The 20,572-nt window shown below is 64.5% G+C and carries 16 protein-coding genes; 7 read left to right on the top strand and 9 right to left on the bottom strand.

Annotated elements, in window-relative coordinates:
• Window positions 1–25: 25 nt before the first annotated feature.
• From HT579_03245 to glnA, 8 genes are all read right to left on the bottom strand, one after another.
• Window positions 26–1,042 carry an SPFH domain-containing protein gene (locus HT579_03245; GenBank protein QKS28052.1) on the bottom strand — a complete coding sequence of 339 codons (1,017 nt, stop codon included), beginning with the start codon at window positions 1,040–1,042 and terminating at the stop codon, window positions 26–28.
• A gap of 54 nt (window positions 1,043–1,096) precedes the next feature.
• On the bottom strand, window positions 1,097–1,501 hold the full coding sequence (locus HT579_03240) for a DUF350 domain-containing protein (protein ID QKS28051.1): 405 nt from the start codon (window positions 1,499–1,501) through the stop codon (window positions 1,097–1,099).
• Between the two features lie 45 nt (window positions 1,502–1,546).
• Window positions 1,547–2,269 (bottom strand): type III pantothenate kinase, encoded by a 723-nt coding sequence (locus HT579_03235; protein QKS28050.1) that lies wholly within the window; start codon window positions 2,267–2,269, stop codon window positions 1,547–1,549.
• Window positions 2,266–3,072, bottom strand: a complete 807-nt coding sequence (locus tag HT579_03230; protein QKS28049.1) for a biotin--[acetyl-CoA-carboxylase] ligase — start codon at window positions 3,070–3,072, stop codon at window positions 2,266–2,268. Before HT579_03230 ends, HT579_03235 begins: the two co-directional genes overlap by 4 nt.
• 49 nt (window positions 3,073–3,121) lie before the next feature.
• Window positions 3,122–4,540, bottom strand: coding sequence for a nitrogen regulation protein NR(I) (gene ntrC, locus HT579_03225; GenBank protein ID QKS31469.1), 1,419 nt, complete (start codon window positions 4,538–4,540; stop codon window positions 3,122–3,124).
• Window positions 4,541–4,611: 71 nt separating this feature from the next.
• Entirely contained in the window at window positions 4,612–5,688 is a 1,077-nt protein-coding gene (locus HT579_03220; protein ID QKS28048.1) for a PAS domain-containing sensor histidine kinase, read from the bottom strand.
• Between the two features lie 80 nt (window positions 5,689–5,768).
• Window positions 5,769–6,257 (bottom strand): DUF4124 domain-containing protein, encoded by a 489-nt coding sequence (locus tag HT579_03215; protein ID QKS28047.1) that lies wholly within the window; start codon window positions 6,255–6,257, stop codon window positions 5,769–5,771.
• 187 nt (window positions 6,258–6,444) lie between these two features.
• Window positions 6,445–7,860, bottom strand: coding sequence for a type I glutamate--ammonia ligase (gene glnA / locus HT579_03210; protein ID QKS28046.1), 1,416 nt, complete (start codon window positions 7,858–7,860; stop codon window positions 6,445–6,447).
• A 292-nt stretch (window positions 7,861–8,152) separates the two neighbouring features.
• Between glnA and HT579_03205 the strand changes: the two genes are divergently transcribed.
• From HT579_03205 to HT579_03195, 3 genes are all read left to right on the top strand, one after another.
• Window positions 8,153–8,602, top strand: coding sequence for a rhodanese-like domain-containing protein (locus tag HT579_03205; GenBank protein ID QKS28045.1), 450 nt, complete (start codon window positions 8,153–8,155; stop codon window positions 8,600–8,602).
• Window positions 8,603–8,758: 156 nt separating this feature from the next.
• Entirely contained in the window at window positions 8,759–9,856 is a 1,098-nt protein-coding gene (nadA, locus tag HT579_03200; protein QKS28044.1) for a quinolinate synthase NadA, read from the top strand.
• Window positions 9,857–10,013: 157 nt separating this feature from the next.
• Complete coding sequence (locus HT579_03195; GenBank protein QKS28043.1) at window positions 10,014–10,883, top strand: Hsp33 family molecular chaperone HslO; 870 nt, start codon at window positions 10,014–10,016, stop codon at window positions 10,881–10,883.
• 21 nt (window positions 10,884–10,904) lie between these two features.
• On the opposite strand, the gene HT579_03190 is transcribed toward HT579_03195, so the two are convergent.
• On the bottom strand, window positions 10,905–12,416 hold the full coding sequence (locus tag HT579_03190) for an FAD-binding oxidoreductase (protein ID QKS31468.1): 1,512 nt from the start codon (window positions 12,414–12,416) through the stop codon (window positions 10,905–10,907).
• 231 nt (window positions 12,417–12,647) lie between these two features.
• Here HT579_03190 and glk point away from each other — a divergent pair, with 231 nt between their 5' ends.
• From glk to glgX, 4 genes are read left to right on the top strand one after another with little or no spacing between them, the layout of a single operon-like run.
• Window positions 12,648–13,613 (top strand): glucokinase, encoded by a 966-nt coding sequence (glk, locus tag HT579_03185; protein ID QKS28042.1) that lies wholly within the window; start codon window positions 12,648–12,650, stop codon window positions 13,611–13,613.
• A gap of 22 nt (window positions 13,614–13,635) precedes the next feature.
• Window positions 13,636–16,083 (top strand): glycogen/starch/alpha-glucan phosphorylase, encoded by a 2,448-nt coding sequence (locus HT579_03180; protein ID QKS28041.1) that lies wholly within the window; start codon window positions 13,636–13,638, stop codon window positions 16,081–16,083.
• A gap of 15 nt (window positions 16,084–16,098) precedes the next feature.
• A complete protein-coding gene (gene glgB / locus HT579_03175) occupies window positions 16,099–18,282 on the top strand; it encodes a 1,4-alpha-glucan branching protein GlgB (GenBank protein ID QKS28040.1) in 2,184 nt (727 codons plus the stop codon).
• Window positions 18,270–20,291 carry a glycogen debranching protein GlgX gene (gene glgX, locus HT579_03170; protein ID QKS28039.1) on the top strand — a complete coding sequence of 674 codons (2,022 nt, stop codon included), beginning with the start codon at window positions 18,270–18,272 and terminating at the stop codon, window positions 20,289–20,291. The genes glgB and glgX overlap by 13 nt, the downstream gene beginning before the upstream one ends.
• The last annotated feature ends 281 nt before the right edge of the window (window positions 20,292–20,572 follow it).

Here is a 20,572-nt window from a genome sequence, read left to right as displayed (position 1 = left end):
CCGTCGGTCGGTCAGGCGGCTCGAATCAACCCAGGCGGCTCAGCAACTCCACCTTCTTGGCGTCGAACTCGGCCTGCGACAGGATGCCCTTGGCCACCAGTCCATGCAGCTTCTCGAGCGTTGCCACGACTTCGTCGGCATTGCTCGCGGCCACCGGCGCTGCCGCCGGTGCGGTGGCAACGGTGGCCTGTGCCATGGCCGCAGTCATCGTCTGCCCAATGCCCAGCCCGGCGCCCAGCCCGGCGCCGATACCGGCGATACCTCCTTCGTTCTGCGCCGCCAGGGGAATGCTGGTCGCCACCTGGTATTGCGTGTAACGTCCGAGATCGCCAATCATGTTCATGCCGATCCGCGTATCGAGGATCTTCTGCAGTTCTTCGGGCAGTGAGACGTTCTGCACGACAAAGCTGTCGAGCACCAGCCCGTAACGTTCGAACACGCCCTCGAGCTTGCTCTTCAGCTGCCTGCCCAGTTCATCCTGGTTCGCCGCCATGTCGATGAAGGGAACCCCGGACTCCCCGAAGAGGTCGGTCATCGAGCTGATGACCAGGTTGCGCAGTTGGCCATCGAGGTCGGCAACGGTGTACTGCTCACGCGTACCCGAGATCTCGCTGTGGAACTTGCGCGCATCGGCGAGGCTGTACGAGTAGATGCCGAAGGCGCGCATGCGCACCATCCCGAAGTCTTTGTCGCGGATGGTGATCGGATTGGGCGTTCCCCACTTGCAGTCGAGTTGCAGACGGGTCGAAAAGAAATAGACGTCTGACTTGAAGGGGGACTCGAACAGCTTGTCCCAGTTCTTGAGATAGGTCAGCACCGGCAGGGTCCGCGTCGTCAGCGTGTAGAGACCGGGGCCGAAGACGTCGGCGATCTGGCCTTCGTTGACGAAGACGGCCATCTGCGACTCGCGAACCGTCAATTGCGCGCCATACTGGATCTCGAGATCCTGCATCGGGTAACGTATGGCAAGCACCCCGTCGCCCTCTTCGGTCCACTGAATGACATCGACGAACTGCTTCCTGATGAAATCCATGAGCGCCATGGCGATCTCCTGCAAACAAGTTGTGGCGACCTGCCGCCGCCAGTGAGGAATCCGTCAGTAGGTCATGCAGGCTGCGTTGATCAGACCGACGGTGAGCGAAACGACCGCGAGAAGGATCGCCGGTGCCATCCTGCCGGCGGGAATGTCCTGCGTCAGTTGCGGCATGGCAAAACGGATGACCAGGTAAGCAAGAATCTGGATCACCCCGGCCACCGCACCCCAGACGGCGAGCCCGATGAGCGTATCGCTGTGCGCGATGACGTTGGCGACGGGCATGGCAAAACCGAGCAACGCTCCCGAGAGACTCGTCGCAGCGGCGATGTTGCCGGCACGGATCAGAGCCAGCTCAGCGTATGGGGTCACGTTCAGGTAGACCAACAGGAACAGCGCCAGCAAGACGATCGCCACCGCGAAGTAGGCGAGAAAGGCGGGCAGCATCTGCAGCAGATGGGTCGGCATCAGGCTTCTCCTGTCTTCACGCACCAACAACGCCTGGCCGGCGGCTCACAGCGATTCTGCATAGCGCACCAGACCACGCAGGATCAGATTATCCACCAGCAGAAAGGGAATCCGTAGATGGGCGGCGAGGCGCTCGGCCGCACCGCCGGTCAGCAGGCATTGCGCGCCCGCTTCGCTGGCGATGCCGGCAAACATGCGCTCGACCGCACCCAGCTGAGCCTGCAGGCAACCACTGACGATCGCGTCGCTGGTATTGCGGGGCGCAGCACGGAAGACGCCTTCCTCGGCCAGCGGCAGCAGCGCCGTGTTGCTCGCCAACGCAGCGCGCATCAGGTCAAAGCCGGGCAGAATCAGTCCGCCGCGAAAAACGCCGCCGGCATCGAGCAGGTCCACCGTCGTTGCCGTGCCGGCACAAACGACCAGACACGCGCAGCCGCACTGCGCGCGGGCACCGATCAGTGCCGCCCAGCGATCCGCCCCGAGTTGTGCCGGCAAGTCGTACGAATTGCGCACCCCACAGGCGGCGGCAGTCGGGCGGAGGAAGGAAATCCGCGCCTGGCGCGCAGCCAGCAGCGACGAAATGCCCGCCGCAACCGCCGCGCCGGCCACATTGCAGACGACGACATCACCGCCGGCCGGCCACTCGTCGGCGGCCTCGGCGAGCCAGGCGATGTCGGAGGTCGCCAGCACGCCGCTGTCGAGCCAGCGCCCGCCATCATGTGTGGCCCACTTGATGCGACTGTTGCCGGCATCGATGGCGATGATCATGCGACGCGCAGTGACAGGTCGCCGGAGAGGCAACGCTCGATGCCGGTTGCCGTCTGCAAGAGCAGCGCACCATGCTCGTCTGCGCCGAGGCAGATTCCCTGACGATCGACCCGCTCACCGTCGAGCAGGCGTACTGGCCGATCCTGCCACGCATGCTGCCTCTGCCAGTCAGCTCGCAGGACGGCAAATCCGCCGGCGTCAAAACGGTCGAGGACTGCCGCCAGTTCGATCATCAGCTCTGCCAGCAGTCGGTGTCGATCCGGCGGTGGCGACAGCGCCTGCGACAGGGCCGCCGGCGGATGGATGAACGCCTCGTCACCAGCGGGGGGCATCTGCAGATTGAGGCCGATGCCGATCACCGCCAGCATGCCCGCGGGCGCGGTTTCCAGTTCCACCAGGATGCCACCCACCTTGCCGCCGCCGAGCAGGATGTCGTTGGGCCACTTGAGTCCGACGCCCGTGGCGCCGAGCCGCTCGAGAGCGCGCGCCACCGCCAGACCAACCGCCAGCGACAGACCGGCGAGTCGCGCGACCGTGCCGGCAAAGCGCCAGAGCAGGGAGAAGGTCAGGCCGGCTGACGGCGACGAAAGCCAGCTGCGACCACGTCGGCCGCGCCCTGCCGTCTGGTCGTCGGCAATCAGCAAGGAACCCGATGGAGCGCCCTGGCGAGCACGTTCGAGAAGCACGGTGCTGGTCGAACTGCATTCGGCCAGTACCACGACCGTGAAACGGCCGCGCGCCGGACCCAGGAGAGGGCCAAGGCGTCCGGGATCGATCTGACAGGCGGGAAACAACTGTGCCATCGGCGGAACATCGAAATCAACGTCGGCAATTATCGCCGATTATCCGGCGTCAGGCTTCCCTGTCGTCGCTCGCGCCGCTGGCGCTGATCCCGAGTTCCTGGATCTTGCGGGTAATCGTGTTGCGACCGATGCCAAGTGCCTGCGCTGCTTCGATCCGCCGGCCACCGGTGTGCGCTAGCGCCCGGTTGATGAGGACCCGCTCGAAGACCTGTGACAACTTCGCATGAACCTGTCCCGGGTCGCCAACCAGAAAGCGGTCCACCGCCTGGCCGAGCGCCGTCTCCCAGTCGTCGCTGGCTGCCGCAGGCGACGACTCGCGGAGTTCCGGCGGCAGGTCCGCGACGTCGACCAGTTGCCCGGGTGCCATCACCGTCAGCCAATGGCAGAGGTTCTCAAGCTGCCGCACGTTGCCGGAAAAATCGAGCCCGCAGAGGTGCTTCAGGGCGGCGTCGGAAAAGCGCTTGCCTTCGACACCCAATTCGTGCGCGCTCTTCTGCAGGAAGTGGCGAGCGAGAATCGGGATGTCCTCACGGCGTTCACGCAGGCTCGGCAGCCGTACCCGGATCACGTTCAGGCGATGAAACAGGTCTTCGCGAAACAGTCCCTGCCTGACGCGCGCTTCAAGATCCTGATGCGTTGCCGCAATGATGCGCACCCGGGTCTTGAGGGGCGAATGGCCGCCGACGCGGTAGTAATGACCATCCGACAGCACGCGCAGCAACCTGGTCTGCAGCTCTGCCGGCATGTCGCCGATCTCGTCTAGAAACAGGGTTCCGCCCTCGGCCTGCTCGAAGCGCCCCTGACGCTGTACCGCGGCACCGGTGAATGCGCCGCGCTCATGACCGAAAAGCTCCGATTCCAGGAGGTCGCGCGGGATCGCGGCGGTGTTGATGGCGATGAACGGCTTGTCTGCACGCTGGCTGTGGCGGTGCACCGCACGCGCGACGAGTTCCTTGCCGGAACCCGATTCACCAGTGATCAGGACAGTGGCGCTCGATTGACTCAGGCGGCCGATGGCACGAAAGACCTCCTGCATCGCCGGCGCCTGACCCAGGATCTCTGGGGTCAGCCCCACCTCGTTCGGCGCACCAGTCTGGTGCAGGCTCTCGCTGATCGCCCGCCGGATCAGCTCAAGCGCCTGATCGACATCGAAGGGCTTCGGCAGATACTCGAAGGCGCCACCCTGAAATGCGGACACGGCGCTGTCGAGGTCGGAGTAGGCGGTCATGATGATGACCGGCAACGCCGGAAAGCGCTCCTTGAAAACCTGCAGCAGTTCCAGTCCCGACTGTCCCGGCATGCGGATGTCGGAGACCAGCACCTGCGGCTCCTGCGCGCCGGCGTCGAGTCGTGCCAGCGCCTCGGTCGCCGAAGCGAAGCTGCAGAACGGGATCTTCTCCCGCGCCAGGGTCTTCTCGAGAACCCAGCGAATCGACTTGTCATCATCAACGATCCACACCGCTTTCATCGCTTCCTCGGCACGCTTGTCCGTCGTCATCAGAATGTCCTGGAAATCAAGCAAGAAAGATGCCAGTGTGCTCAACCAAGGGGCAAGAGGATCGTGAAACAGGTGTAGCCCGGCCGACTCTCGCACTCGATCGTCCCTTGGTGTTGCTGGACGAAGCTCTGCGCGAGCGTCAGCCCGAGGCCACTCCCCCCGGTGCGGCCGGAAACCAGGGGGTAGAACATGCGTTCGCGAATCTCGTCGGCAATTCCCGGACCGTCATCGACCACGTGCACTTCGAGCGCCAAGCGATGGCGCCGCTTGAACAGGGTCACCTGGCGCGCTGCGCGCGTGCGCAGCGTGATCTGACCCGGGCCCGAGAGCCCGCGGCGACCGGTCTGCCGGGTGATCGCCTGGGCAGCGTTCCTGGCAATGTTCAGGAAAACTTGAATCAGCTGTTCGCGATCGCCGACGAGTTCCGGCAGGCTGGTATCGTAGTCTCTGCGCACGGCGAGAATGGTGGGAAACTCCGCCGTCAGCAAACTGCGCACACGCTCGAGGATTTCGTGAATGTTCACCGGGCCCGGCTGCATCGGCCGATGCGGCGAAAGCAGCCGACGCATCAGTTCCTGGAGACGATCCGCTTCCTTGATGATCACCTGCGTGTACTCATGCAAGCCGGGATTCCGGAGTTCCCGCTCGAGCAACTGCGCCGCACCGCGAATCCCGCCCAGTGGATTCTTGATCTCGTGTACCAGGTTCCGGATCAACTCACGACTGGCCTGCTGCTGCTCGACCAGGCGTTCTTCCCGGGTGGCGCGGAGTTGTTGGTCGATCGGCCAAAGCTCGACGAGCAGGCGGACAGGCGGGGCTTCGACGGGGTTGACCGTGCAATTCAACTGCAGCACGTTGCCACCGGCCAGTCGCAGTTCCACATTCTGCCCACTGTAACTCCAGCCGTGCTGGCGAACGCTGTCGAGCGCCGCGAGCAGCTTCGCCGGACATTCGATCACGCTGTCCAGCCGGCAGCCGGAGAAGACCGTGTGGCTGATCTCGAGCAGGTTCTCGGCCGCCGGATTGAGATGGCGGATTGCCAATCTTTCGTCGAGCAGGAGCACGGCCGACGACAGCAGGTCAAGGCCACCGAATGGATTCGCTGAATCTTCAGGCATTGGCTCGCACGGCGATGCTGTCAGGCCAGCGAACACCTGTCCGGGTCCGACAGGAGCCAGACCGTCTCAGCCGCGGGCGATCAGCGCAGATTGGCGATCTCTTTCTGGATGGCCTCGACGTTGCGCTGGTGCAGCGCAACCTTGTCCTTGTACGGCTGCAGCCGCTCCTGCACCTTGCCGCCGCTGATCGCGCCACCCTGCATGCGCTCGTTGGGCAGGACCACGCCTTCCTGTTGCGCGAGTTCCTTCCTCGCCTGCTCGAGGTTCTTCTGCTCGGCAGCCAGCTCGGTGTCAAGGATACGCCGACGATCACCGTCGCGCGATTTCTGAGTCTGTTCGTCCACCTTCGGGAAGTTGCCCGGGGTGGCCGTCTTCGCCGCCGGTTGCCGGGACGCCGGGGCGAGGTTCACGGGATCCAGCACCAGCTTGCGGCAGGTCCTGGTCGGCACGTTCGAGTACGTCGTATGGCCTTCGGCATCGACACACTTGTAGATGTCCTGTGCTGTCGCCGGCAGGCAGACAGACAGCGACAGGGCAATCGCGCATAACAGGCGTGGCAGTCGTCTCATCGTCGTCGCATTCCCCATGGCACGGGCAGAACCGCTCGCCGAACGGTGCCGCGCAGGGGGCGGGGCGATCGCGTGGCTGTCGGTGTGTTGGCCAATCGGCAGCAATACTAACGCGGAAGGACATCGATCGGTAGACGCACAAAGGACGGGCGTATGCCCGTCCTTGTCGTATGCCCCGCCCTGGCGCTCAGCAGCTGTAATACAGATCGAACTCGACGGGGTGGGTGGTCATGCGAACCTTGTTGACCTCATCCATCTTCAGTTCGACGTAGGCATCGATCCAGTCGTCCGAGAAGACGCCGCCGCGCGTCAGGAAGTCGCGATCCTTGTCGAGCGACGCCAGTGCCTCTTCGAGACTGGCGCAGACGGTCGGGATCTTCGCGTCCTCTTCCGGGGGCAGGTCGTAAAGGTTCTTGTCGGCCGGATCGCCCGGATGAATCCGGTTCTGGATGCCGTCGAGGCCGGCCATCAACAGTGCGGCAAAGCACAGATAGGGATTGGCGATCGGATCGGGGAAGCGCGTTTCGATGCGCCGCGCCTTGTCCGAAGCAACGTGCGGCACGCGAATCGACGCCGAACGGTTCTTTGCCGAATAGGCGAGCTTGACTGGCGCCTCATAATGCGGCACCAGCCGCTTGTACGAATTCGTCCCGGGATTGGTGATCGCGTTGAGCGCCTTGGCGTGCTTGATGATGCCGCCAATGTAGAAGAGGGCGAGTTCGGAGAGGCCGGCGTAACCGTTGCCGGCAAAGAGGTTCTTGCCGTCCTTCCAGATGGACTGGTGCACGTGCATCCCGGAGCCATTGTCGCCGACGATCGGCTTCGGCATGAAGGTCGCGGTCTTGCCGTACTGATGCGCAACGTTATGGACGACGTACTTCAGCATCTGCGTCCAGTCGGCGCGCTTCACGAGGGTGCTGAACAGGGTGCCGATCTCGCACTGGCCGGCAGTGGCGACCTCGTGGTGGTGCACCTCGACCGGCACGCCGATCGATTCCAGAGTCAGGACCATCGCCGAACGGATATCGTGCAGGCTGTCGACCGGCGGCACCGGGAAGTAGCCTCCCTTGATCCCCGGCCGGTGACCGGTACCGCCCTCGCCTTCGGACTTTTCGCCGCTGGTCCATGCTGCCTCCTGCGAGTAGATCTTCAGGGTGCAGCCGGACATGTCGACGCTCCACGCAACCGAGTCGAAGATGAAGAACTCGGGCTCAGGGCCGAAGTAGGCGGTATCGCCAACGCCGCAGGACTTCAGGTAGGCCTCGGCGCGCTTCGCGATCGAGCGCGGATCGCGGTCGTAGCCGCGACCGTCGGCTGGGTCAACGACATCACAGGTGATCACCACCGTCGTCTCGTCGAAGAAGGGGTCGACATACGCGGTGCCCGGATCGGGCATCAGTTGCATGTCCGACGCCTGAATCCCCTTCCAGCCGGCGATTGACGAGCCGTCGAACGCGTGGCCATTCTCGAACTTGTCTTCATCGAAAGCGCTGACCGGAACGGTCACGTGCTGCTCCTTGCCACGGGTGTCGGTGAAGCGGAAGTCCACAAACTTCGCTTCGTTGTCCTTCACCATCTTGATCACGTCTTGCGGGCTTGCCATCAAAGAGCCTCCTGAACAGGTGCCGGGGTCAGCGGCGACAATGGAAAATCGTTGCGCGAGGGTCAAAGCACGAAACGTGCCAACTTCTCCCTAGCTGACCGATCATTGTGCCACAACGGTCTGGGTCAGGACCGGGCTTTTTTTGCGCACGACATTGGTGCGATCGCAGACCATCCGCACCATGCTGGTGCGGCGCGCAACCCGGCTCTCCCGTGCGTCCGCCGGGAACGAAGCAAGTGATTTATACTCCGACTTTGGCGACATCTCATCCAAAGAGGCCTCGACAGACACCATGGGAAGACTGACCGACCTGCTGCAACTCGCCCGCGAGCGCGGGCAGGAGCTGGGCCTGCCTTACGCCGGTGCGCTGACGCCGCGTGAAGCTTTCGAGGTCTGGCAACTGGCGCCGGGAGCGCGATTGGTCGACGTGCGCACACGGGCAGAGTGGGATTGGGTGGGCAGGATCCCCGGCGCCATCGAGATCGAGTGGCTGGGTTACCCGGACAGCCGGCCGAACTCCCATTTTCTCGCCCAGCTCAGGCAGCAGGCCGATCGTGAGGCGCTGCTGCTGTTCATCTGCCGCAGCGGAGCGCGTTCGCACCATGCCGCCGCGCTCGCGACTCAGGCCATGGACCGCGAATGTTACAACGTGCTCGAGGGCTTCGAGGGCGATGTCGACGCCAGCGGCCAGCGCGGCAGGGTCGGTGGCTGGCGCCACGCCGGCCTGCCATGGCAGAGCTGAGAGGCTGTGAAACTGAGATCATCGCCAACGAGCCGCAATGCCGGGCGGCGACGAGCGACGCCGCAGGCCGGCGACGCAGTGGATTGATGCACCAGCACGGGGACTCGATTCCCCCCTCCGACCGGGCTTCCACCCATATCGATTCGACCACCACACATGCAGACCGCCACCATCAGTTTCGATAAGTTCAACCAGTTGCAGGACGACGCCTGCCACCAGCGCATCCGCACCGCCCGCGCACGCCTGGGCAGGGAAGTCGTGCTGCTCTGTCATCACTATCAGCGCGCCGACGTCTACCAATACGCTGACCTGACCGGCGATTCGCTCAAGCTGTCGCGCCTGGCGGCGAGTACCGATTCCCGCTTCATCGTATTCTGCGGCGTTCACTTCATGGCCGAAGTTGCCGACATCATGTCGAAGCCCGAACAGATCGCCATCCTGCCCGATCTGGCCGCCGGCTGCTCGATGGCCGACATGGCGAACCTCGCCAAGGTAGAACGCTGCTGGCGGGAACTCGGCGAGGTGATCGACGCCGATCAGGTGGTCACCCCGGTGACCTACATCAACTCGGCGGCCGACCTCAAGGCCTTTTGCGGCGAGCATGGCGGCATTGTCTGTACCTCCTCCAACGCCGGCACCATCGCCGCTTGGGCCTTCGCGCGGCGGGAGAAGATTCTCTTCTTTCCCGATCAGCATCTCGGACGCTGGACAGGATTCCAGATGGGCATCCCGCTTGAAGAGATGGTGGTCTGGGATCCCGATCTCGAGCTGGGCGGCCTGACTCCAGAGCAGATCCGCGCTGCCCGACTCCTGCTCTGGAAGGGCCACTGCTCGGTGCACCAGATGTTCCAGCCGGCGCACATCCTGCGTTTTCGCAACCAGCATCCGGACGGGCTGGTGATCTCCCACCCCGAGTGCAGTTTCGAGGTCTGCCGGCAATCGGACTTCGTCGGATCGACCGAACACATCGTCCGCACGATCAAGGAAGCCAGCGCCAACACACGCTGGCTGGTCGGCACCGAGCTGAACCTGGTGAACCGCCTCGCCGAAGAGGTCAGGCACGAGGGCAAGATCGTTCAGTTCATGGCACCGACGGTCTGCATGTGTTCCACGATGCAGCGCATCGACCCACAACATCTGGCATGGAGCCTGGAAAACCTGGCGGACGGGAAGGTGGTCAACCAGATCCGCGTGCCCGAGCATGAGAAGGAACTCGCCAAGCTGGCACTCGACCGCATGCTCGAGGTGTCGTGAAGACGGCATTGCATGCCTGGGAGACATCCGTGCAGCAGCGCGGCACAGCCATCGGCTGGCAACTCGCGGCAGCGATGAAGGCGGGATGCGACTTGCCGGTGCGCTGCCGGCGAGCGCCTGCTGCCGTGCAGCGGCCGCCCGCAGCCCACGCACGTCAATGACCACCGACTGCCTGTGCCGCTTCCTGCTCGACGATCTCGACATCGCCGGCGCGTTGGTCCGGCTCGGCCCGGTGTGGCAGCAACTGCTCCAGGACCGCGGCTACCCATTGCCGGTGACACAGCTGCTTGGCGAATTGTCGGCCAGCAGCCTGCTCGTCAACAGCAACCTGAAGCAGCCGGGGCGGGTGACGATCCAGTTGCGTGGCAACGGGCCGGTCTCCCTGCTGGTAATCGACTGCACCGAGCAACTGCAGATTCGCGGCATGGCGAAGTGCGTGCAAGAGATCGTCGAAGGATCCCTGGCCGAGCTTCTCGGCGATGGCCAACTGCTTCTCTCCCTCGACATGCCTTCAATGCGTGAACCCTACCAGAGCATCGTACCGATCGACGGCGACAGTATCGCCCAAGTGTTCGAGCACTATCTGGGGCAGTCGGTGCAACTGCCGGCGCGCCTCTTCCTGGCCGTATCGGACGAGACCGCCGCCGGCCTGCTGCTACAGAAGCTGCCGACGACCGAGGGACGCGATGCGGACGGTTGGGCCCGCGCGGAGGCGCTGGCAACGACCGTCAGTCGTCCGGAACTGCTCTCGCTGGCGGCTGAAGAACTCTTGCCCCGGCTCTTTCCCGAGGAATCGATCCGCCTTTTTGCCGCCCAACCCGTCGCCCTCAACTGCCCCGAGGATTGGCAGAAGGCCTGCGCGCTCCTGCGTACCCTGGGCGCCAGTGAAGTCTATGCCACTCTGCGCGAGCGCGGCGAAGTGCTGCTCAGGGATGAGATCTGCAACCGCGAGTACCGTTTCGACGCGTCAGCGATCGACGAGTTGTTCGCCGGACAGGCGACGACAGCACCGACGACACGACACTGATCCGCCAGTTTCGACCGGCCTTCACAACAGCTTGCCGGGATTCATCAATCCACACGGGTCAAGGGCCGCCTTGACGGCGCGCATCATGCCGATCTCCAGCGGCGCCGTGTAGCGCAACAGCTCCGCGCGCTTCAACTGGCCGATACCATGCTCGGCACTGATGCTGCCGCCGAGCTCCTGCACGAGGTCATGCACGACGCGGTCGACCTGCGGCTGCGCGGCCAAGAACGCGGCCTGGTCTCCAACTGCCGGTTGCGACTGGTTATAATGCAGATTGCCATCGCCTACATGGCCGAAGGTGACGATCCTGATTCCGGGGAAAGCCTCGACCAAGGCACGGTCTGCGCGCTCGACGAACTCGGGCAGGCGCGAGATCGGCAGTGAAACGTCGTGCTTGATGCTCGAGCCCTCGATCCGCTGCGCCTCGCCAATGCTCTCGCGCAGCGTCCATAGCCGCCGCGCCTGCTCGCCGCTCTGCGCCAGCACGACGTCAGCGACCGTCCCATCATCGATCATGCTCGCCAGGCAGGAGGCCAGCGCCTCATGCAGGACAAGTTCGTCACCGCCAGCGGACAACTCGACCAGCAGGTGCCACGGACTTTCTGTCAGCACCGGGTGGGGACCGGGGATGTGTCGGTGAACCAAGCCCAGGGCGACGTCGGAAACCAGTTCGCAGGCAGTGAGCGCCGGACCGAAGCGATCCTGCAGGGCGCCCAGCAGGCGCACCGCCGTGACCGGGGCAGCAATCGCCAGCCAGGCGGTCGCCTTCGCCCGCGGCCAGGGAAAGAGTCGCAACACGGCGGCCGTGATGATGCCGAGCGTTCCTTCCGCGCCGATGAAAAGGTGCTTGAGGTCGTAGCCGGTATTGTCCTTGCGCAGGCCGCGCAGCCCATCCCAGATCTCACCGCTGGGCAGGACCACCTCGAGACCCAGAGTCAGTTCGCGCGCGTTGCCGTAACGCAGAACCTGCACACCGCCGGCATTGGTCGACAGATTGCCACCGATCTGGCAGCTTCCCTCGGCGGCGAGTGACAGCGGAAACAGGCGTCCTGCTGCCGCGGCAGCCTCCTGGACCCGCTGCAGGAGGCAACCCGCTTCGACAGTGATCGTATTGTTCGCCGCATCGATCGCCCGCACGCGATTGAGCCGTGTGAGGCTGATCACCACCGAGCGGCCGTCGGCGGTCGGCGTCGCCGCGCCGCAGAGGCTGGTGTTGCCGCCCTGCGGCACCATCGCCACGCCAGCCTGCGCGCACAACCGGACCACCGCCGACACCTCGGCCGTGGTCGACGGCCTGACGACGCAGACGGCGGTGCCGCGATAGCGACCACGCCAGTCGACCAGATGCCCGGCCATCGCCTCGGCGCCGGCCAGCACGTTCGCCTCGCCCACCACTTCACCGAGTGTGCTGATCAGATGTTCGTTGTCCACCGATACCTCTGTCCCCGAGGACGCTTCCTGAAGCAATCCACCGCCGGCCGCTGCGGCCGGCCGGCTGGTACGGCGAGGCTTGCCACCGCACGCCCGGGTCATGTTAGCAGGGTCTTTGATTAATCTCGCGTTTGATGCGAAGATTCTATCCAGACCGGTTGCTGCCTGGCATCCCGGCCCCTGACCAGGGCCTGCAATACCATCACCAATCACGCCAGGCGGAGATAATGTCGCCCCGAACCCCATGACCATCGCTCATCTCGACGCAGGCCGACGGCAGCGTGTGCGCCAACGGCAGCAGACCCAGACAGGCAATCGCTGGTGCGGGCACCAATGAACCTGCCGACACGAATCGTTGCCGACATCGGCGGCACGCATGCCCGCTTCGCGCTGCTCGACGCAGCTAACACGCCACGGCAAGTGCAGTTGCTGGCAGTTGCCGACTTCGCGGGGCCCGTCGAGGCGATGCAGGCCTACCTGGCAGCAACTGCCAGCCCTGCCCCATCTGCCGCTGCGATCGCCATTGCGGCGCCGGTACACGAGGGTGTCGTCACGCTGACGAACGCCTCGTGGAGCTTCTCCCGCGAGAGCATCAGGTCGCGGCTGGGGCTGCGGCGGCTGCTGCTTCTCAACGACTTCAGCGCCCTCGCCCTGTCGCTGCCGCATCTGCCCGCTGCCGAACTGCGGCCGGTCGGCGGCGGCATCCCGGTGGCCGGCGCAGCCAAGGCCGTTCTCGGTCCGGGCACCGGGCTGGGTGTTTCCGGCCTCGTCCGCCATGCTGACCACTGGCTGCCTCTAAGCGGCGAAGGCGGTCATTGCTCGCTCGCCCCGGCAGACGAGCGCGAGGCGGCAATCCTGGCGCTGGCCTGGCGCGAGTTCCAGCACGTCTCTGCCGAGAGAATCGTGTCCGGCAGCGGCCTGCCACTGCTGCATCGCCTGGTCGCAACGGTGGACGGACGAACGCACGTGCCCCTGAGCACCGCCGAGATCGTTGCACGCGCCGTGGCCGGCGACGATCTGCAGTGCGCGGCGGTGATCGACACCTTCTGCGCGCTGCTCGGCTCGCTGGCCGGCAATCTCGCACTCACCCTCGGCGCACAGGGTGGCGTTTATGTTGGCGGTGGTATCATTCCCCGTCTCGGGGATATCTTCGATCGCTCGCGCTTCCGCGCGCGGTTCGAGGCCAAGGGGCGCTTCGCTTCCTATCTGGCCGCAATTCCGACCTATGTGATCCTTTCTCCTGCACCGGCTCTGCTGGGTGCTGCCCATGCCCTGGCCGAGTGCGAGGGTTGCCCATGAACCTTTTTGGAGTACGAGTCTGATGTCCGACGCCGCCAACCCCTCTTCCGAAAGCGAACAACTGCGCTGCGCCATCGAGCAAAAACTCGTCGGAACTGTTGCAGCTGAGCCGACCCGCGCCACCCGCGCCGATCTCTATCTGGCGCTTTCGCAAGTAGCACGGGAGCAGTTGGCAGCGCGCTGGGTGCGCACCCAGAATACGGACCGCGACAACAAGGCGCGCCGGATCTACTACCTGTCGATGGAATTCCTGATCGGCCGGGCAATGAACAACGCGCTCTCGGCCATCGGGCTGCGCGACCAGGCTGCGGCCGTGTTCACGCCGCCGGGCCCGTCGCTCGACGAGGTGATGGAGTGCGAGCCCGATGCAGCGCTGGGCAATGGCGGTCTGGGCCGACTGGCTGCCTGCTTCCTCGATTCGATGGCCACCCTCGGACTGCCGTCCTGGGGTTATGGAGTCCGTTACGAGTACGGCATGTTTGCCCAGTCGATCCTTCACGGGCAACAGGTCGAGAAGCCGGAAGCCTGGCTGCAGGATCGATCACCCTGGGAATTCCCGCGTGCCAACAAGCATCACACCGTTCGCTTCGGCGGCACCTGCGAGCACCACGGCGAATGGGCGGAATGGCATGCGGCGGACTCGGTCGAGGCGAAGGCGTTCGACTACGTCATTCCGGGCCACGGTACGGACCGCGTCAGTACCTTGCGTCTATGGAAGGCGGCAGCGCCATCGGAGATCGACCTCGGCGCCTTCAACACCGGTGACTACCACCGCGCAGCGGACTTCAAGAACCGTTTCGAGAACATCTCCTGGGTTCTCTACCCGAATGACAGTACCTCCGCCGGCCGCGAGCTTCGCCTTCGCCAGGAATACTTCTTCGTTTCGGCGTCCTTGCAGGACATCCTGCAACGCCACGACGCGGAGCATGGCACCTTCAGCAACCTCGCCGAGCACGTGGCGATCCACCTCAATGATACGCACCCGGCAATCAGTGTTGCCGAGCTGATGCGGCTGCTGGTGGACGATCATGGAATGCCGTGGGCTGCCGCCTGGGACCAATGCCGCAGGATCTTCTCGTACACCAACCACACCTTGATGCCGGAAGCGCTCGAAACCTGGAAGGTGACACTGATCCAGCGGGTGCTGCCGCGCCACATCCTGATCATCTACCGCATCAACCAGGAATTCCTCGACGAGGTCGTCCGTCTGTACCCGGGCGACATCGACCTCATGCGGCGGGTTTCGCTGATCGATGATGGCGGTGGGCACGACAAGGACAAGCGGGTGCGCATGGCGAACCTCTGCATCGTCGGCAGCCATCGGGTCAACGGCGTCTCGCAGCTGCACTCGGACCTCATGGTGCAGACCATCTTCGCCGACTTTGCCCGCCTTTACCCGGAGCGCTTCCACAACAAGACGAACGGCGTCACGCCAAGGCGCTGGGTGGCACAGGCCAACCCGGCGCTGTCGACGCTGCTTGACGAACGCCTGGGCGGCAAGACCTGGCGACTCGACCTGGAGCGTCTGCAGGAGCTGCGGGCGAGCGCCGACGACGCCGGTTTCCGCAATGCCTTCGCGGCAGCGAAGCGTGGCAACAAACTGCGCCTCGCGAATTATGTCGCGCGCGAACTGGCGGTCTGTCTCGACCCCGACAGCCTGTTCGACGTTCAGGTGAAGCGGATTCACGAGTACAAGCGGCAGCTGCTGAACGTGCTGCACGTCATCACCCGCTACAACGCCCTGCTTGATGGTTCGGCGCGCGACTACGCCCCGCGCAGCGTGATCTTCGCCGGCAAGGCAGCCTCTTCGTACCACATGGCGAAACAGGTGATCCGCCTGATTCACGACGTGGCTGCGGTGGTCAACAACGACCCGCGGACGCGCGATCTGCTGCGGGTCGTCTTCATCCCCAACTACGGCGTGTCGATCGCCGAGCTGATCATGCCGGCGGCCAACCTGTCCGAACAGATCTCGACGGCCGGCACCGAAGCCTCCGGTACCGGCAACATGAAGCTGTCGCTCAATGGTGCGCTCACGATCGGCACCGAGGATGGTGCCAACATCGAAATCCGCGACAACGTCGGCGCCGACAACATCTTCATCTTCGGCAACAACACGGCTCAGGTCAGCGCGATCAGGCAGGCTGGTCATCAACCGCTGGCGTTGTACCACAGCGATCCTGCCATGAAGGAGGCACTCGACCGCATCGACAGTGGCTTCTTCTCGCCCGGGGAGCGGTCGCGCTACCACGATATCTTCAACAGCCTCCTGCACTACGGCGATCACTACCTGTTGCTCGCCGACTACGCCGACTACGTGGCAACGCAAGGACGGGTCGACGCACTCTACCTGAACAGCGACGAATGGCAGCGCAAGGCGATCATCAACGTCGCCGGCATGGGCCCGTTCTCAGCCGACCGGACGATTCGCGACTATGCCAACGACACCTGGCACATCGGCACACTCTAAGTAAGGAAGTCTCGAATGCTTGACTCTGCGGACGTCATCGCCCTCTACCGGGCGCAACACAGCGACCCCTATGCAGTCCTTGGAATGCACACCGACGACGACGGGAAGCTCTGGGTGCGCAGCATGCAGCCCGGCGCGCTCGCGGTTGCAGTCATCGACGCCAAGACCGGCCGTCAGGTCGCCGAACTCGATCACCGCCGGATAGAGGGAGTGGAAGGCTTCTTCGAAGGGGTCATTCCCCGCCGCCGCAACTATTTCCCCTATCGCCTGCGAATCAGCTGGCTGGACGGCGTACAGGAAACCGATGATCCCTATCGCTTCTGGACCGTGCTCGGCGAGATGGACGTCTGGCTGCTCGCCGAAGGCTCACACCTGCGCCCCTTCGAGCGCCTCGGAGCCCACCTTTGTGAGATCGACGGGATTGCCGGAACTGCCTTTGCCGTCTGGGCACCCGATGCGCAACGCGTCAGTGTCGTTGGCGACTTCAACACCTGGGACGGTCGTCGACACCCGATGCGCCTGCGTCGCGAATGTGGCGTCTGGGAGATCTTCCTGCCCGGCGTCACAGCCGGCGCCCACTACAAGTTCGAAATCCGCTCGCGCGACGGTTACCTGCTGCCGCTGAAGGCGGACCCTTACGGCTTCCAGGCCGAGATGCGCCCGTCGACCGCGTCAGTCGTCTGCGCCCTGCCGCCGCCCGTCGAGGCGTCGTCGATTCCGGCCGGTGACCAGCTCGGCTCGCCGATGTCCATCTACGAGGTCCACCTGGCTTCCTGGAGACGGGCCGACGATGGCGGCTTTCCCGACTGGCAGCGGCTCAGCGAAACACTGATCCCCTACCTCGTCGACCTCGGTTTCACTCATCTCGAGCTGCTGCCGGTTTCCGAACACCCATTCGACGGGTCCTGGGGCTACCAGCCGCTCGGACTGTACTCGCCAACCGCCCGCCATGGCACGCCAACCGGCTTCCGCGACTTCGTTCGTGCCTGCCACGCCGCGGGTCTGCGAGTGATTGTCGACTGGGTACCAGCGCATTTCCCGACCGACGAGCACGGCCTTGGCCGCTTTGACGGTACGGCACTCTACGAGCATTCCGACCCGCGCGAGGGAATGCATCAGGACTGGGGTACCCTGATCTACAACTTCGGCCGCCGCGAAGTCAGCAACTATCTGATCGGCAATGCCCTTTTCTGGATCGAGCGCTACGGGGTGGATGCGCTGCGCGTCGACGCCGTCGCATCGATGCTGTATCGCGACTACAGCCGCGAAGACGGACAGTGGCTGCCGAATGTGCACGGTGGTCGCGAAAATCTCGAGGCCGTTGCTTTTCTGCGCCGCATGAATCAGGTTCTCGGCCAGGAACATCCTGCCGCGTCGACGCATGCCGAGGAATCCACGGCGTGGCCAATGGTCAGCCGGCCACCGGAGATGGGCGGCCTCGGCTTCCATTACAAGTGGAACATGGGCTGGATGCACGACGTCCTCGACTACATGGCGCGTGATCCGGTGCATCGCAAGTATCACCACAATCAGCTCAGTTTCGGCCTGATGTACGCCTTCACCGAGAACTTCGTGCTGCCGCTGTCGCACGACGAGGTCGTCCATGGCAAGGGTTCGCTGATCAGCAAGATGGCGGGTGATTACTGGCAGAAGTTCGCCAATCTACGCTCGCTGTACGCCTTCATGTGGGCCCATCCGGGCAAGAAGCTGCTGTTCATGGGTGGCGAGATTGGTCAGTGGAATGAATGGAATCACGACACCTCGCTCGACTGGGGGCTCCTGGATTTTCCGTTGCACGCCGGTGTGCGTGACCTCATCCGCGACCTCAACGGCATCTACCGCAGCAACCCGGCACTGCATGAGGTCGATTTCGAGCCGGCCGGTTTCGAATGGCTTGCTGCCGACGATGCGGAGTTCTCGGTGGTCGCGTTCGTCCGCTGGAACCGTGATCGTTCGCGCGCCGTCCTGTACGTCGGCAACTTCACGCCGGTCGTGCGCCATGGTTACCGGATCGGCGTGCCGATGGCGGGAATGTATCGCGAGCGGCTCAATACCGACTCACAGTACTATGGCGGCAGCAACGTCGGCAACGGCTTCGAGCCGCTCTTTGCCGAGCAGGTCGCCGCACACGGTCGTACCTGGTCGCTGAATCTGACCTTGCCGCCGCTGGGTGGACTGTACTTCGAATGGACGGGCTGAACGACTGCGGTACCCTGACTGCCGGGCGACCCTGGCCACTCGGCAGCCACTGGGACGGCCGCGGTGTCAATTTCGCACTCTTCTCGGCCCATGCCGAGCGGGTCGAACTGTGTCTCCTCGCAGGTGGACAGATCCGCGTGCTGGCGTTGCGCGAATGCACCGATCAGGTGTGGCACGGATACCTCGCCGGTGCAGCGCCGGGACTGCGCTATGGCTTTCGTGTGCATGGCAGGAACCACCCCGTGGAAGGGCATCGTTTCGACGGCAGGCGCCTGCTGCTCGACCCCTATGCACGCGAAGTCGTCGGCCGCTTCTCGTGGCCGGCACACGACGACCCGGTGCATCTGCTGACCGCCGCCGTGGTGGATGAGCGCTTCGACTGGGACGACGATTCGCCACCGGCAACGCCCTGGTCAGACACCGTGCTCTACGAAGCGCACGTCAAGGGGATGAGTCGACAGCATCCCGGCGTTCCCGAAGTCCTGCGCGGCAGCTACGCAGGACTCGCCACCCCGGCGATGATCGAGCATTTCCTGCGCCTTGGCGTCACTGCCATCAACCTGCTGCCGATACATTACTTTCTCGACGAGCAACGACTGGTCAATGAGGGCCGCGTCAACTACTGGGGCTACAATTCGCTCGCCTTCTTTGCTCCGGAATCTCGCTACGCCGCGCGCATCGGCGGGCAGTCGGTGATCGCCGAGTTCAAGAGCATGGTACGCGCACTCCATGCAGCCGGCCTCGAAGTCATTCTCGACGTGGTCTTCAACCATACGGCCGAGACTGACGAGTGGGGCCCGACCCTTTGCTTCCGCGGCATCGACAACCGCAGCTACTACCGACTGCCGCCGGACAACCTCGCCGCCTACGAGAACTTCAGTGGCTGCGGCAATACCGTCAATCTCGCCCACCCGCGCGTCCTGCAACTGGTGATGGATTCGCTGCGCTACTGGGTCGAGGTCATGCACGTGGACGGCTTCCGCTTTGATCTCGCCGCCGCGCTCACCCGTGACAGCGCCTTCCTCGCGGCGCTCAGGCAGGATCCCGTGCTGCAGCGGGCCAAGCTGATCGCCGAACCTTGGGACATCGGCCCCGATGGCTACCGGCTCGGTCGTTTCCTGCCCGGCTGGAGCGAGTGGAACGACCGCTTCCGCGATGACGTGCGTGCCTTCTGGCTGACTGGCGACGCCGGCGTCGGGCAACTGGCACAGCGCCTCGCCGGCTCGAGCGAGATCTTCCGCGCAAGCGGGCGTTCACCGCAGGCCGGGGTCAATTTCATCACCGCTCATGACGGTTTCACCCTGCGTGACCTCGTCAGCTACCAGCACAAGCACAACGAACTGAATGGCGAAGACAATCGCGACGGGCACAGCCACAACTGCTCGTGGAACTGCGGCGAGGAAGGCGAGAGCCGCGAACCGGCGGTACTCGAACGGCGCCGGCGACTGCAACGCGCGTTGCTGACAACGCTGCTCGTCGCGCAGGGAGTGCCGATGTTGCAGGGCGGCGACGAACTCGGGCGCAGCCAGGCGGGAAACAACAACGCCTACTGCCAGGACAACCCGATGACCTGGCTTGACTGGCGCGATGCCGACGAGAAGCTGATCGATTTCGTTGCCGGGCTGATCGCGCTGCGCCGGCGCTTCCCGCAGTTGCGGCAGACGCGCTGGCTGACCGGCGAACCGCAGCGTGCGAATGCCTGTCCCGACGTGCTCTGGTGGCACCCCGCCGGACGCGCGATGCGCGTCGGCGACTGGCAGTCAAGGAAACTGGGGGCCTTCGGACTGCACCTGACGGCGTCGACAGCGGCAGGAGACCGGGATGCCGCGCAGCCGGACCTGCTGTGTTTGATCAACCGCGATGACATCCCGGTTTCCTTCCTGCTGCCACCGGGCTCTTGGCAGCAGGTCTGTGACAGCAGCGCCGACGAGGCTTTCGCGAGTTGCCAGCGGGAAAGGGCGACGCCAGTCGCCGCGCGCAGCGTTCAGATCCTCTGTCGTCGTTCGTGAACTGCGAGCGCCTTGCCCCGGCAAGCGACGGACGGCAGCGGACGGCGCCGGTGTGGGCTTCTGCAGACCAGCGATCGGACTCGGCATCACCCGATCGACCATCCGTCCTTGAGCAGGGGCTGCTGCAAATGCCGGCCGCCATGGCTTCGCCCGGAGGCTGCGAAGGCGGCGTGCAGATAGATCGGTTCCGCGCAAAAGTGGGCAGGTGTTCTTGCCCGCGCAGCGGCTACGCAATACCCCGAGCGGGTGACGCCGAGGACGCGGCACAGCGGCGCCACGCC

Source organism: Candidatus Accumulibacter similis (genome assembly GCA_013347225.1).
Classification (GTDB): domain Bacteria; phylum Pseudomonadota; class Gammaproteobacteria; order Burkholderiales; family Rhodocyclaceae; genus Accumulibacter; species Accumulibacter similis.
Note: the sequence above shows the minus strand (reverse complement) of the source record. Positions and strands in the feature narration are given on the sequence as shown.

Coding starts and splice junctions, on each gene's coding strand:
- nadA (QKS28044.1), top strand. CDS start 8,759: ATGCAGACCGCCACCATCAGTTTCGATAAGTTCAACCAGTTGCAGGAC.
- glgB (QKS28040.1), top strand. CDS start 16,099: ATGCTTGACTCTGCGGACGTCATCGCCCTCTACCGGGCGCAACACAGC.
- HT579_03205 (QKS28045.1), top strand. CDS start 8,153: ATGGGAAGACTGACCGACCTGCTGCAACTCGCCCGCGAGCGCGGGCAG.
- ntrC (QKS31469.1), bottom strand. CDS start 4,540: ATGAAAGCGGTGTGGATCGTTGATGATGACAAGTCGATTCGCTGGGTT.
- glgX (QKS28039.1), top strand. CDS start 18,270: ATGGACGGGCTGAACGACTGCGGTACCCTGACTGCCGGGCGACCCTGG.
- HT579_03245 (QKS28052.1), bottom strand. CDS start 1,042: ATGGCGCTCATGGATTTCATCAGGAAGCAGTTCGTCGATGTCATTCAG.
- HT579_03230 (QKS28049.1), bottom strand. CDS start 3,072: ATGGCACAGTTGTTTCCCGCCTGTCAGATCGATCCCGGACGCCTTGGC.
- HT579_03235 (QKS28050.1), bottom strand. CDS start 2,269: ATGATCATCGCCATCGATGCCGGCAACAGTCGCATCAAGTGGGCCACA.
- glnA (QKS28046.1), bottom strand. CDS start 7,860: ATGGCAAGCCCGCAAGACGTGATCAAGATGGTGAAGGACAACGAAGCG.
- HT579_03215 (QKS28047.1), bottom strand. CDS start 6,257: ATGAGACGACTGCCACGCCTGTTATGCGCGATTGCCCTGTCGCTGTCT.
- HT579_03180 (QKS28041.1), top strand. CDS start 13,636: ATGTCCGACGCCGCCAACCCCTCTTCCGAAAGCGAACAACTGCGCTGC.
- HT579_03240 (QKS28051.1), bottom strand. CDS start 1,501: ATGCCGACCCATCTGCTGCAGATGCTGCCCGCCTTTCTCGCCTACTTC.
- HT579_03195 (QKS28043.1), top strand. CDS start 10,014: ATGACCACCGACTGCCTGTGCCGCTTCCTGCTCGACGATCTCGACATC.
- HT579_03220 (QKS28048.1), bottom strand. CDS start 5,688: ATGCCTGAAGATTCAGCGAATCCATTCGGTGGCCTTGACCTGCTGTCG.
- glk (QKS28042.1), top strand. CDS start 12,648: ATGAACCTGCCGACACGAATCGTTGCCGACATCGGCGGCACGCATGCC.
- HT579_03190 (QKS31468.1), bottom strand. CDS start 12,416: ATGACCCGGGCGTGCGGTGGCAAGCCTCGCCGTACCAGCCGGCCGGCC.